Annotated in this window: 14 protein-coding genes and 1 tRNA gene; 14 read left to right on the top strand and 1 reads right to left on the bottom strand. The window is 43.4% G+C overall.

Translation table 11 applies throughout. From position 1 onward, the window contains the following. Positions 1-273 precede the first annotated feature (273 nt). From B9L23_RS17475 to B9L23_RS17455, 5 genes are read left to right on the top strand one after another with little or no spacing between them, the layout of a single operon-like run. On the top strand, positions 274-732 hold the full coding sequence (locus B9L23_RS17475) for an 8-oxo-dGTP diphosphatase (protein WP_089098090.1): 459 nt from the start codon (positions 274-276) through the stop codon (positions 730-732). A gap of 18 nt (positions 733-750) precedes the next feature. Beyond that, on the top strand, positions 751-1,644 hold the full coding sequence (gene rapZ, locus B9L23_RS17470; RefSeq protein ID WP_089098089.1) for an RNase adapter RapZ: 894 nt from the start codon (positions 751-753) through the stop codon (positions 1,642-1,644). After that, positions 1,641-2,612, top strand: coding sequence for a gluconeogenesis factor YvcK family protein (locus B9L23_RS17465; protein WP_015865030.1), 972 nt, complete (start codon positions 1,641-1,643; stop codon positions 2,610-2,612). The genes rapZ and B9L23_RS17465 overlap by 4 nt, the downstream gene beginning before the upstream one ends. Before the next feature lie 33 nt (positions 2,613-2,645). Then, on the top strand, positions 2,646-3,608 hold the full coding sequence (whiA, locus tag B9L23_RS17460) for a DNA-binding protein WhiA (protein ID WP_015865029.1): 963 nt from the start codon (positions 2,646-2,648) through the stop codon (positions 3,606-3,608). Positions 3,609-3,625: 17 nt separating this feature from the next. Then, a complete protein-coding gene (locus B9L23_RS17455; RefSeq protein WP_015865028.1) occupies positions 3,626-3,883 on the top strand; it encodes an HPr family phosphocarrier protein in 258 nt (85 codons plus the stop codon). A gap of 48 nt (positions 3,884-3,931) precedes the next feature. Here the strand turns inward: B9L23_RS17455 and clpP are convergent, their stop codons facing one another. Continuing rightward, positions 3,932-4,522, bottom strand: coding sequence for an ATP-dependent Clp endopeptidase proteolytic subunit ClpP (gene clpP, locus B9L23_RS17450; RefSeq protein ID WP_015865027.1), 591 nt, complete (start codon positions 4,520-4,522; stop codon positions 3,932-3,934). Between the two features lie 236 nt (positions 4,523-4,758). On the opposite strand from clpP, the gene B9L23_RS17445 reads away from it, so the two are divergent. From B9L23_RS17445 to eno, 9 genes are all read left to right on the top strand, one after another. Continuing rightward, positions 4,759-4,830, top strand: a tRNA-Arg gene (locus B9L23_RS17445). 226 nt (positions 4,831-5,056) lie between these two features. Next, complete coding sequence (gene rpoN / locus B9L23_RS17440; protein ID WP_089098088.1) at positions 5,057-6,370, top strand: RNA polymerase factor sigma-54; 1,314 nt, start codon at positions 5,057-5,059, stop codon at positions 6,368-6,370. Between the two features lie 6 nt (positions 6,371-6,376). Then, a complete protein-coding gene (locus B9L23_RS17435; protein WP_062755704.1) occupies positions 6,377-6,622 on the top strand; it encodes a glutaredoxin family protein in 246 nt (81 codons plus the stop codon). Positions 6,623-6,744: 122 nt separating this feature from the next. After that, the gene (locus B9L23_RS17430) at positions 6,745-7,764 is read left to right on the top strand and encodes a sugar-binding transcriptional regulator (RefSeq protein ID WP_089098087.1); all 1,020 of its coding nucleotides are present in this window, start codon (positions 6,745-6,747) and stop codon (positions 7,762-7,764) included. 45 nt (positions 7,765-7,809) lie between these two features. Beyond that, positions 7,810-8,817: a type I glyceraldehyde-3-phosphate dehydrogenase gene (gene gap / locus B9L23_RS17425; protein ID WP_062755707.1), complete on the top strand. Its 1,008-nt coding sequence runs from the start codon at positions 7,810-7,812 to the stop codon at positions 8,815-8,817. 122 nt (positions 8,818-8,939) lie between these two features. Further along, positions 8,940-10,124 (top strand): phosphoglycerate kinase, encoded by a 1,185-nt coding sequence (locus B9L23_RS17420; RefSeq protein ID WP_062755709.1) that lies wholly within the window; start codon positions 8,940-8,942, stop codon positions 10,122-10,124. A 37-nt stretch (positions 10,125-10,161) separates the two neighbouring features. Beyond that, positions 10,162-10,923, top strand: a complete 762-nt coding sequence (tpiA, locus tag B9L23_RS17415) for a triose-phosphate isomerase (RefSeq protein WP_089098086.1) — start codon at positions 10,162-10,164, stop codon at positions 10,921-10,923. Beyond that, positions 10,916-12,454, top strand: a complete 1,539-nt coding sequence (gene gpmI / locus B9L23_RS17410) for a 2,3-bisphosphoglycerate-independent phosphoglycerate mutase (RefSeq protein WP_081189306.1) — start codon at positions 10,916-10,918, stop codon at positions 12,452-12,454. The genes tpiA and gpmI overlap by 8 nt, the downstream gene beginning before the upstream one ends. Before the next feature lie 19 nt (positions 12,455-12,473). Then, positions 12,474-13,766: a phosphopyruvate hydratase gene (gene eno / locus B9L23_RS17405; protein WP_089098085.1), complete on the top strand. Its 1,293-nt coding sequence runs from the start codon at positions 12,474-12,476 to the stop codon at positions 13,764-13,766. Positions 13,767-13,812: the final 46 nt, after the last annotated feature.

Genomic DNA, 13,812 nt, shown 5'->3' with positions numbered 1-13,812 from the left:
GTGCTTCTTTTTTTATGTGTGAACAAGTATGTGTGTGTTGCGGAGGCGCCTTCCGCTTTTCTTCGTTGGCTAGCTCGGCGGCTAGCTCTCTTGTGCGAAATAACCTTCTCCCTTGAAGTGCAAGCACTTCAGCGGTCGAAGAACATTTCGCTTCGAGAGCTGTTCGCGCCGCCTCCGCTTTTCTTCGTTGTAGCGAACTGTAAGAAATAGTATAATAAAGTAAATGGGATTCTAAGACTTTGGATGTTATGTAGTGATGTTGAGGTGAGCGTGTTGCAACGCGTGACGAATTGCGTTTTACTAAAAGATGGAAAAGTCTTATTACTGCAAAAACCGAAACGGGGTTGGTGGGTTGCCCCGGGAGGAAAGATGGAACAAGGGGAATCCATCCGCGAAGCGTGTATTCGCGAATATCGCGAGGAGACAGGAATTTACTTAAAAAACCCAAAGCTCAAAGGAATTTTTACGATGGTCATCAAAGACCAAGAGCAAATCGTTTCTGAATGGATGATGTTTACTTTTTTTGCTGAACAATTTGACGGAGAAAACGTTCCATATTGTGAAGAAGGAAAGTTGGAATGGCATCCGGTGGAAACAATCCATCAGCTTCCGATGGCACCAGGTGATTATCATATTTTAGATTACGCGCTAAAAGGATCGGACATTATGTACGGGACGTTTATATATACGAAAGATTTTGAGCTGCTTTCCTATCGGTTAGATCCCAGTTAATAGAGTGGAGGGAGAGGCATGAGCACAGGTTCGGCCAACCATATTCAAATGGTGATTATTACAGGAATGTCTGGCGCTGGAAAAACGGTCGCTATGCATAGTTTTGAAGACTTAGGTTTTTTTTGTGTCGATAATTTGCCGCCGACGTTGCTCCCAAAATTTTTGGAGTTGATGAAAGAATCGGGGAATAAAATGAATAAAGTGGCGTTAGTAATGGATTTGCGGAGCCGTGACTTTTTCGATAGTTTGTTTACCGCGCTAGACGAGCTGACGGAGCAATCATGGGTGACGCCGCAGATTTTATTTTTAGATGCGAAAGATTCGACGCTTGTGGCGCGATATAAAGAAACGAGACGCACACACCCGCTTGCCTCAAATGGATTGCCGCTTGAAGGCATCCGTTTAGAGCGCAAATTGCTCGAAGAGTTAAAAGGGCGGGCGCAAATTATTTATGATACGTCTGATTTAAAGCCACGGGAGTTAAGGGAAAAAATTTTACAGCAATTTTCTTCTCACACGCAACAGACGTTTACCGTCAACGTGATGTCGTTTGGCTTTAAATACGGCATTCCGATTGACGCTGATTTAGTTTTTGATGTCCGCTTTTTGCCAAATCCTCATTATATTGACCATATGCGGCCGAAAACAGGGTTGGATGAAGAAGTTTCCTCCTACGTGTTAAAGTGGAGCGAAACGCAGAAATTTCTTGAGAAACTAATTGATTTATTAGCCTTTATGCTCCCTCATTATAAGAGAGAAGGAAAAAGCCAGCTTGTGATCGCCATCGGCTGTACAGGGGGTCAGCACCGGTCGGTTGCCATTGCCGAATATATTGCCCGTTATTTTTCGAAAGATTATAAAACCCATGTGTCCCACCGTGACATGGAGAGGAGAAAGGAAAAGCATAAATGAGTGTGAAGCATCAGCCTAAAATTGTCATTATCGGCGGCGGAACAGGGCTCCCTGTATTGTTGCGCGGCTTGAAGCAGTATGCCATTGATATTACGGCAATCGTTACTGTCGCTGATGATGGCGGCAGCTCAGGAAGATTGCGCGATGAATTAGATATTCCGCCACCGGGAGATGTGCGTAATGTATTGGCAGCGCTGTCAGATGTCGAGCCGCTTATTGTTGAATTGTTCCAACATCGATTTAAAAACGGCAACGGTCTATCAGGACATTCGTTAGGTAATTTAATTTTGGCAGCGTTGACGTCCATTACCGGCGATTTTGTCAAAGCCATCCGCGAGATGAGCAAAGTGTTGAAAGTGCACGGACAAGTATTGCCAGCGGCGAATAAAAGCGTCGTTCTTCATGCGGAAATGGAAGATGGCGTCATTGTTTCTGGAGAATCGAAAATTCCTTATTCCGGCAAAAGGATTAAAAAAGTATTTTTGACACCGGAAAATATTGAACCGCTTCCAGAAACGATTGAAGCGATTCGTTCTGCGGATTTGATCGTCATCGGTCCGGGAAGTTTATATACGAGTATTTTGCCAAATTTACTTGTGCCGAAAATCGGGCAAGAAGTTTGTCAAGCAAAAGCAAAAAAAGTGTATATATGTAATGTGATGACCCAAGCGGGTGAGACGCTGCACTACACGGTAAGCGACCATGTCAAAGCGCTCCATGACCATATGGGATGTTTATTTTTGGATGTTGTTGTTGTGAATAATGGTCATATTCCGGAAGAAATTCAAAAACGTTATGCAGAAGAGCTGGCGGAACCGGTGAAGGATGATAGCGATCGGCTCATCGATTTAGGAATTCAAGTGATTCGCGATAATATCGTCAGCTATGAAGATCACGTCATTCGTCACGATACGAAAAAAGTGGCATCGTTACTTATTTCGCTGATTACAGCACCTCCTTCCTCCTGATTACGATGAATGAATCGTTGGAGGTGACTAACCATGTCGTTTGCGTCAGAAACGAAAAAAGAACTAACGAATTTGGAAGTGAAACCGTGCTGTTTAAAAGCAGAATTGTCAGCGCTTCTGCGCATGAATGGTTTGCTGTCTTTTTCCAATCAGCAAATACTTGTGGATGTGCAAACGGAAAATGCCGCGATCGCGCGAAGAATTTATACTCTTTTAAAAAAAGGGTATACGGTGACAGTAGAACTATTGGTTCGAAAAAAAATGCGCCTGAAAAAAAATAATGTATACATCGTTCGAATTATTGACGGCGCTCATGAACTATTAAAGGATTTAAAAATATTGAAGGAGGATTTTTCACTAATTCGCGTGATTTCACCAGAATTAGTGAAAAAAAAGTGCTGTAAGCGTTCTTATTTGCGCGGTGCGTTTCTTGCCGGAGGATCTGTAAACAATCCGGAAACGTCATCGTACCATTTAGAAATTTTTTCTCTTTATGAAGAACATAACAATTCATTATGTGAATTAATGAACAGCCACTTTTTTCTTAATGCCAAAACATTGGAACGAAAAAAAGGGTTTATTACGTATTTAAAAGAAGCGGAAAAAATCTCTGAGTTTTTAAATATTATCGGCGCACATCAAGCGTTATTGCGCTTTGAAGATATTCGCATTGTACGCGATATGAGAAATTCGGTAAACCGTCTTGTCAATTGCGAAACAGCAAACTTAAATAAAACGATTGGCGCTGCGCTTCGCCAAGTAGAAAACATTCGCTATATTGATGAAACCATCGGATTGAGCGCCCTTCCTGATAAATTGCGGGAAATTGCGGAATTGCGGATGATGTATCAAGACGTAACGTTAAAAGAATTAGGCGAGTTAGTATCCGGTGGAAAGATTAGTAAATCAGGAATTAATCACCGTCTGCGAAAAATTGATGAGATTGCGGAACGATTGCGGGCAGGTAAGCCTGTTGATTTTCATAAGTCATTATAAAAAAGGGGAGATGGAGAATGGTAGAGAAACAAGTAGAAGTACGATTAAAAACGGGATTACAAGCACGCCCGGCAGCGTTGTTTGTTCAGGAAGCGAATCGCTTTTCTTCCGATATTTATCTAGAAAAAGACGGAAAGAAAGTGAACGCAAAAAGCATTATGGGGCTAATGAGCCTTGCGATCAGCACCGGTTCTGTCATTAAGTTGATTGCGGATGGTCCGGATGAAAACGAAGCAATTGAAAAATTGGCAAACTATGTACAAAAAGAAAAATAAAGAATAGGCTGCTTCTATGTCAAGCGAAGCAGCCTGTTTTTTCATGTTTTATTTTTCATCTATGCGTGTTAATACACGGTCGATAATGCCGTATTCTTGTGCTTTTTGCGCCGTCATGAAGTTATCGCGGTCTGTATCGCGTTCAATCACTTCGACTGGTTGGCCAGTATTTTCAGCAAGAATGCGATTTAACTTATCGCGCAAGAAGAGAATCCGTTTTGCGGCGATTTCAATTTCTGTGGCTTGACCTTGCGCGCCGCCAAGCGGTTGGTGAATCATAATTTCACTGTTTGGCAAGGCAAACCGTTTTCCTTTTGCTCCTGCGGCAAGCAAGAACGCACCCATCGAAGCAGCCATACCGATACAAATTGTAGAAACGTCTGGCTTAATAAATTGCATCGTATCATAAATTGCCAAGCCAGCAGTAATCGAACCACCTGGGCTATTGATGTAAAGCGAAATATCTTTTTCAGGATCCTCGGCCGCTAAAAATAATAATTGGGAAACGATCGAGTTTGCCACTTGGTCATCAATTGGGCTGCCAAGAATAATAATGCGGTCTTTTAATAAACGAGAATAAATGTCATAAGCACGTTCTCCGCGGCTTGTTTGCTCAATAACTGTAGGAATTAAATTCATGAAGCTTCCTCCTTTACCAATCGCTTAATCGTATGTACCTCTATCATACCTAAATGGTCAATGAAGGTCAAACAAAAAATATTGACCTTACTTTATTATTATTCGCTATAAACGTAGGACATCCCTTTTTTCATCATAACCTCTTTTTCATTTTTTAAACACATTTTCCCTCTTGCAATATAAAGGTGTTTTCAATATAATTGAATATGCAACTGATAATAGCAACTAAATATAATGCCCTCGTAGTGTAGTGGATAGCACGAGAGATTCCGGTTCTCTTAGCGTGGGTTCGAATCCTGCCGAGGGCGTATCAAGTGAAAACCTGCTGCGAAACGTAGCAGGTTTTTTTGTGCCTTGAATATAAAATCAACAGTCTGGCTCGATGATCGACTGTTGGCGTACCAATCTGCCTTTTTGAATGACGGATAAAGTTCAGTCACCGCCAATGGTTTTATAAACAATAGGTTTAACAATTATTTTTTTATATACCGCCGGGGCGACAGTATTGTACAATAAAAAAAAGGGGGCTTGACAATGAGGGCCGAATTATTGCAGGAGCAGCGACTTAAGCTATCGCTTACAAAGGAATTGACTCAAGCAATTGAACTATTGCAATATTCTGCTGTGGAATTACAGTCCTTTTTGTATGAGCAGTCGTTGGAAAATCCTTTTCTCGAAATTCGCGACTACCGGTTAAAGCGAAACTTCCGCAACTTATCGGATAAGGAAAAACAGCAGTGGATTGAAAATATGAGCACTTATTCGGAAACGCTTTCATCATATTTAACTGCACAGCTCCCAGCTCTTTCGCTTTCGGAACACGAAGAACGCATCGTGCATTATATGATTGCTTGCCTTGATGAAGATGGGTATTTGCGGGTAAATATCGAAGAAATTGCAGAACGATTTGCTATTTCCAAACAGGAAGCAGAAAAGGCGCTTCAGATCATTCAGTCATTAGAGCCGGCTGGCGTTGGCGCCCGCAACTTGCAAGAATGTTTATATTTACAGTTAAAGCGCTTACCATATCGCGATGAATTCGCGGAACAGATTATACAGCACCATTTTTCGTTATTTGTCGAAAAAGCTTGGAAAACATTGGCGAAACAACTTGGCGTGGATATCGCTTTATTGCAGCGTGTATGGGATTTAATTCGCACGCTTGAACCGCGTCCTGGCATCCATTATACAAAAGAGAGACCGCATTTTATTGTTCCCGATATAATTGTCCAACGCAGCGAAGAAGGTGATTGGCGCATTTTTTACAATGAAGATGTGCATCCGGAACTCATCTGGAATCGGGGATACGAGCAAAAGATTTCCAGCTGTCAAGACGGGCAGGTTCACGCGTTTGTAAAAGATAAATATCGCCAGTTTTTATGGTTAGCAAAAAGTCTGGAACAGCGCAAACAAACATTGCTGAACATTATGCATGTCATTGTCGATAAACAAAAACAATGTTTTGAAACTGGTTTTGCAGCCTTAAAGCCCCTTACAATGCGCGAAGTTGCGGAAGAGCTTGGCATTCACGAATCTACTGTCAGCCGCGCGGTAAAAAACAAATATGTTCAAGCGCCGTTTGGCACAGTGGAACTTCGCCGCTTTTTTTCAAGCGCTGTTTCTTCTGTTTACATGGATGAAGATGCTGCCTCTTCTGTAAAAGTAAAAATGTTTATCAAGCAGTTAATTGAACAGGAAAATAAGCAGCAGCCGCTTTCTGACCAAAAGCTCGCCGATTTATTACATGAGCAATACGGTGTGGTGATCTCGCGCAGAACGGTCGCAAAATATCGCGAACAACTGCATATTCCATCATCTGCAAAACGAAAACAGTATGTAGGGAAGTGACAGCAAGTGGTGATCAACTTATACTCGAAAACAAACTGTCCGTTATGTGATAAAGCAAAACAAGTGTTGCAAGAACTGCAACGGGAATTCTCCTTTCACATCAATGAAATTGATATTTATCAAGATGATGCATTGCTGGAAAAATATCAATTGATGATTCCGGTTGTCGAAATCGATGGGGAAGAAGTAGATTTTGGGATGGTTCAAAAAGATGTCATAAGAAAACGTTTACTCGAGGCGCAAAGTGGTTGAACATTATGATTCCCCCTGTTACAATGAAATTGTGCAGGGGGAATTTTTTTCACACAAGCGGGACACAATAAGTCATAGCGGGACAATTAATGTCCATATATTTTGCAAGGAGAAGGGGACCAATGCAATCATTAATTGAAGCGCAAAAAAAATTATTGCCCGACCTTCTTGAAGTTATGCAAAAAAGATATCGTATTTTGCACTACATTTCGCTGATGCAGCCAATCGGGAGGAGAGTACTGTCGGGCAGTTTAGGAATAACTGAGCGTGTGCTTCGTTCGGAAGTGCAGTTTTTGAAAGAGCAAAATTTGCTAACCATCAGTTCCGCCGGCATGAGTTTGACCCAAGAAGGCAAGGAATTGTTGCATGCGCTCGAGGATGTTATGAGAGAATTATTAGGCCTAAAAGATTTAGAAACAAAATTAATGGAGAAACTTCATATTGAAGGGGTTATCGTTGTTGCTGGAGATAGTGACCTTTCTCCTTGGGTAAAAAAAGAAATGGGAAGAGCTTGTGTGACCTGCATGAAAGAAAGATTGACAAACGGCGATATCGTGGCAGTGACAGGAGGCACAACACTTGCCGCTGTTGCCGAGATGATGACTCCCGATCCAAAACAAAACCGTATTTTATTTGTTCCGGCACGGGGCGGCTTAGGTGAAGATGTGAAAAACCAAGCGAACACCATTTGTGCAAAGATGGCGGAAAAAGCGTTAGGAAACTATCGGCTTCTTCATGTTCCTGACCACCTAAGTCGTGAGGCGTATGAATCTTTAATTGAAGAACCGACTGTGAAAGAAGTGCTGGAACTTATTAAATCATGCCGCATGGTCGTGCATGGAATCGGAGATGCTATCACAATGGCGGAACGCCGGAAAACCTCAAAAGAGGATATGGAGAAAATTAAAGAACGACATGCGGTTGCCGAAGCGTTTGGCTATTACTTTAATGAAGCAGGAGAAGTTGTGCATAAAGTGAAAACGGTTGGCATTCAGTTGGAAGACCTTCCGAATGTCGAACATGTCATTGCGGTGGCTGGAGGGTCTTCGAAAGCAAAAGCTATTCAGGCGTATATGAAACGAGCGCCTCATTCCATTCTTATTACCGATGAAGGTGCAGCAAGAGCGTTACTAGGGGAGTAACATCCCTTAAATATATACAACCATTTTTTAAAGGAGGAACTATCCATGGCAGTAAAAATTGGTATTAACGGTTTTGGACGTATTGGTCGCAATGTTTTTCGTGCGGCATTAAAAAATCCGAATATTGAAGTAGTGGCGGTAAATGACTTAACGGATGCAAACACATTAGCTCATCTTTTGAAATATGATTCTGTTCACGGAAAATTAGACGCGGAAGTATCAGTGAATGGCAATAATATCGTTGTAAACGGAAAAGAAATCGTTGTAAAAGCGGAGCGCGACCCAGCTAAACTAGCATGGAACGAATTAGGTGTGGACATTGTCGTTGAATCGACAGGTCGCTTCACGAAACGTGAAGACGCGGCAAAACATTTAGAGGCTGGCGCGAAAAAAGTAATCATTTCCGCACCGGCGAAAGACGAAGATATTACGATCGTGATGGGTGTAAACCAAGACAAATACGATCCTGCGAACCATCACATTATTTCCAACGCTTCTTGTACAACGAACTGCTTAGCGCCATTTGCAAAAGTGCTTCATGAAAAATTCGGTATTGTTCGCGGAATGATGACAACAGTTCACGCTTATACGAACGACCAACAAATTTTAGACTTGCCTCATAAAGATTTGCGCCGTGCGCGTGCTGCAGCGGAATCGATTATTCCGACAACAACAGGTGCGGCAAAAGCAGTTGCCCTTGTACTTCCTGAACTAAAAGGCAAACTAAACGGTATGGCAATGCGTGTACCAACACCAAACGTGTCTGTTGTCGACCTTGTTGCGGAGCTTGAAAAAGAAGTAACAGTAGAAGAAGTCAACGCAGCATTGAAAGAAGCGGCGGAAGGCGAATTAAAAGGCATTTTAGCTTACAGTGAAGAGCCGCTTGTATCTCGCGACTATAATGGCAGCACGGCATCTTCGACCATCGATGCGCTTTCCACAATGGTCCTGGAAGGAAAAATGGTAAAAGTCGTTTCTTGGTACGATAACGAAACAGGCTACTCTCATCGTGTTGTCGACCTTGCAGCATATATTGCATCCAAAGGACTATAAGGATAGGCGTTGTTTTTAGCACCCAGTCAAGTCTATAATAGGATGGTGGAGGGGAGCGGGGAAATGATCCCCACTCCTCTTCGTTTGTGGGAACGATATCATCAAAAAGGGGGCATAGCGCCATGAACAAAAAAACGGTTCGGGACGTAGATGTGAAAGGAAAACGAGTGTTTTGCCGTGTCGACTTTAATGTGCCGATGGAAAATGGTGCGATTACAGACGACACACGCATTCGCGCAGCACTTCCGACGATTCGTTATTTAATGGAACAAGGTGCAAAAGTGATCCTAGCGAGCCATCTTGGCCGGCCAAAAGGAAAAGTCGTCGAAGAATTACGCTTAAATGCGGTTGCACGGCGTTTAAGTGAACTGCTTGGAAAACATGTGACAAAAACTGATGAGGCATACGGCGATGCAGTAAAAGAAGCAATTTCGAAAATGAATGAAGGCGATGTATTGCTTCTAGAAAACGTTCGTTTTTACCCAGGTGAAGAGAAAAACGATCCAGAGCTTGCGAAAGCATTTGCTGAATTGGCCGATATTTATGTGAACGATGCGTTTGGTGCTGCCCATCGGGCTCATGCTTCTACAGAAGGAATTGCACACTATTTGCCAGCCGTTGCTGGATTTTTAATGGAAAAAGAAATTGAAGTGCTTGGAAAAGCTCTTTCTAACCCAGACCGTCCATTTACGGCGATCATTGGCGGCGCAAAAGTAAAAGACAAAATCGGCGTCATTGAAAACTTACTAAATAAAGTGGACAACCTTATTATCGGTGGAGGGCTTGCGTATACGTTTGTTAAAGCGCTTGGCCATGAAATTGGCAAATCATTGCTAGAAGAAGATAAGATTGAACTGGCAAAATCATTTATGGAAAAAGCGAAAGAAAAAGGAGTTAATTTCTATATGCCGGTTGACGTCGTCGTAGCCGATCGGTTCGCGAACGACGCCAATACGAAAGTCGTTGCAATTGATGAGATTCCAAGCGATTGGGAAGCGCTCGATATTGGGCCGAAAACGCGTGAGCTTTATCGCGATGTCATTATGAAATCCAAGCTTGTTGTTTGGAATGGTCCAATGGGAGTATTTGAAATGGATGCTTTTGCCGAAGGAACAAAAGCGGTTGCCCAAGCGTTAGCGGATGCTGTCGATACATATTCGGTCATCGGCGGCGGCGATTCGGCAGCGGCAGTAGAAAAATTCGGCTTAGCGGAAAAAATGGATCATATCTCCACCGGTGGCGGTGCATCGCTTGAATTTATGGAAGGAAAACAACTTCCTGGAGTGGTGGCGTTAAACGATAAATAACGCGCCAACTCCGTTCGTAGAAAGGAAGGGATCAATCATGAGAAAACGAATTATCGCAGGAAACTGGAAAATGCATAAAACATTGACGGAAGCGGTAAACTTCGTTGAAGAAGTAAAACGGCTTGTCCCGCCTGCCGAACAAGTCGATTCCGTCATTTGCGCACCTTTCCTATTTTTAGAGCGGCTTGTGCAAAGTGCGCAAGGATCTGATTTAAAAATTGGCGCGCAAAATATGCATTTTGAAGACAAAGGAGCGTTTACTGGCGAAATTAGCCCAGTTGCGCTGAAAGATATTGGTGTTACTTACGTGATTATCGGTCATTCCGAGCGCCGCGAAATGTTTGCGGAAACGGATGAAACGGTGAATAAAAAAGTGCTTGCTGCTTTTAAACACGGGCTTATTCCAATTGTTTGCTGCGGTGAAACGTTAGAACAGCGGGAAAGCGGCAAAACGAATGACATTGTTGGCGCGCAAGTAGAAAAAGCGCTTGCCGGTTTAACCGCGGAACAAGCAAAACAAGTGGTCATCGCCTATGAACCAGTTTGGGCGATTGGCACTGGCAAATCATCGACCGCTGAAGATGCCAATGAAGTGTGCGGCCATATCCGTTCAATCATTGCAAAAATCTTTTCGCCGGAAGCGGCCGAAGCTGTACGCATTCAGTATGGCGGCAGCGTAAAACCGGAAAACATTCGCGAATTTTTAGCGCAAGAACATATTGATGGCGCCCTTGTCGGCGGTGCAAGCCTCGATCCGAAATCATTTTTACAACTAGTGGAGGCTGGACAACATGAGTAAAAAACCAGTGGCGTTAATTATTTTAGACGGATTTGCGCTTCGCGAAGAAACATATGGAAATGCGATCGCGCAAGCAAAAAAGCCGAACTTTGACCGTTATTGGAATGAATATCCGCACGCTACATTAACTGCATGCGGCGAGGCGGTCGGGCTTCCAGAAGGACAAATGGGAAACTCGGAAGTCGGCCACTTAAATATCGGCGCCGGCCGCATTGTATACCAAAGCTTAACGCGCGTAAACATTGCGATTCGCGAGGGAGAGTTTGACCGCAACGAAACGTTTTTAGCGGCGATGAATCATGTCAAAGAAAAAGGAACGAATTTGCACATTTTCGGTCTTCTCTCTGACGGCGGCGTTCATAGCCATATTAACCATCTATATGCGCTATTAAGATTAGCCGCTAATGAAGGCGTAAAAAACGTCTACATCCACGGCTTTTTAGATGGCCGCGATGTCGGACCGCAAACGGCGCCGAAATATATTAAAGAATTACAAGAAAAAATAAAAGAGTATGGCGTCGGGGAAATCGCGACATTATCCGGCCGTTATTACTCGATGGACCGCGACAAACGGTGGGAGCGCGTCGAAAAAGCATATCGCGCGATGGTGTATGGAGAAGGACCAACCTATCGCGATCCGCTTGAGTGCATTGAAGATTCTTATAAACATGGCATTTACGACGAGTTTGTGCTTCCATCGGTCATCGTGCGTGAAGACGGCTCGCCTGTGGCGACGATTAAAGATGAAGACGCGATCATTTTCTACAACTTCCGGCCAGATCGGGCGATTCAAATTTCGAACACGTTTACGAACGAAGACTTCCGCGAGTTCGACCGTGGTCCGAAACATCCGAAAAACTTGTTCTTTGTATGCCTAACACACTTTAGTGAAACCGTAAAAGGTTATGTCGCGTTTAAACCGACAAATCTAGATAATACGCTCGGTGAAGTCCTATCACAACATGGATTGCGCCAGCTTCGCATCGCGGAAACGGAAAAATATCCGCACGTTACGTTCTTTATGAACGGCGGACGGGAAGAGAAGTTTCCAGGCGAAGACCGCATTTTAATCAACTCGCCAAAAGTCGCCACATATGACTTAAAACCAGAAATGAGCGCTTACGAAGTGACTGATGCGCTCCTAAAAGAAATTGAAGCAGATAAATACGACGCGATCATTTTAAACTATGCGAACCCGGACATGGTCGGCCACTCAGGAAAATTAGAACCGACGATTAAAGCGATTGAAGCGGTGGATGAGTGCCTTGGCAAAGTTGTGGATGCGATTCTTGCAAAAGGTGGCATCGCCATTATTACGGCAGACCACGGAAATGCGGATGAAGTATTGACGCCGGATGGCAAACCGCAAACCGCACATACGACAAACCCGGTTCCTGTGATCGTAACGAAAAAAGGCATCGAGCTTCGCAAAGACGGAATTTTAGGCGATTTAGCGCCAACGATGCTTGATTTGCTTGGCTTGCCACAGCCGAAAGAAATGACGGGAAAAACATTAATTATAAAAAAATAATTAAAAGGAGAGTGTGAACATGTCTGCAATTGTAGATGTATACGCACGTGAAGTATTAGACTCTCGCGGCAATCCGACAGTAGAAGTCGAAGTATATACAGAAGATGGCGGTTTTGGCCGCGCATTAGTACCAAGCGGTGCATCAACGGGAGAATACGAAGCAGTGGAATTGCGCGACGGCGATAAAAGCCGTTATCTTGGAAAAGGCGTATTAAAAGCGGTGGAAAACGTCAATGAAATTATCGCACCAGCGATTATCGGTTTTGAAGTGACAGACCAAGTTGGCATTGACAAAACGTTAATTGAACTAGACGGCACAGAAAATAAAGGTAAATTAGGGGCAAACGCGATTTTAGGCGTATCTTTAGCAGTAGCGCGCGCAGCAGCAGATGAATTAGACATGCCATTATACCAATATCTTGGCGGATTTAACGCAAAAACATTGCCAGTACCGATGATGAATATCTTAAACGGCGGCGCGCATGCGGATAACAACGTAGACATCCAAGAATTTATGATTATGCCTGTTGGCGCGAAAAGCTTCCGTGAAGCGCTTCGCATGGGCGCAGAAATTTTCCATAGCTTAAAAGCGGTATTAAAAGCAAAAGGATACAATACGTCTGTTGGTGACGAAGGCGGATTCGCGCCAAACTTAAAATCGAACGAAGAAGCGCTGCAAACGATCATTGAAGCGATTGAAAAAGCCGGCTACAAACCAGGCGAAGAAGTTATGCTTGCGATGGACGTTGCTTCTTCCGAGCTTTACAACAAAGAAGACGACAAATACCATCTTGAAGGCGAAGGCGTTGTAAAAACGTCAGAAGAAATGGTCGCATGGTATGAAGAACTTGTTTCGAAATACCCAATCATTTCGATCGAAGACGGTTTAGATGAAAACGACTGGGAAGGCCACAAACTATTAACAGAGCGCCTTGGCAAAAAAGTACAGCTTGTCGGTGACGATTTATTCGTAACAAATACGAAAAAACTAGCGGAAGGAATTGAAAAAGGCGTCGGCAACTCGATTCTGATTAAAGTAAACCAAATCGGTACATTAACCGAAACGTTCGATGCGATTGAAATGGCAAAACGCGCTGGATATACTGCCGTTGTTTCCCACCGTTCTGGTGAAACGGAAGACAGCACGATCGCTGACATCGCCGTAGCGACAAACGCCGGTCAAATTAAAACAGGGGCACCTTCCCGCACCGACCGCGTCGCAAAATACAATCAATTGCTTCGCATCGAAGATCAGCTTGGCGATACAGCGATTTACAACGGCATTAAATCGTTCTATAACTTGAAAAAATAATGATTAAGCAAGGGAACCTAACCGAATCGTTCGGTTAGGTTCTTTT

The sequence above is a fragment of the Parageobacillus galactosidasius genome, assembly GCF_002217735.1.
Lineage (GTDB): Bacteria > Bacillota > Bacilli > Bacillales > Anoxybacillaceae > Parageobacillus_B > Parageobacillus_B toebii.
Note: the sequence above shows the minus strand (reverse complement) of the source record. Positions and strands in the feature narration are given on the sequence as shown.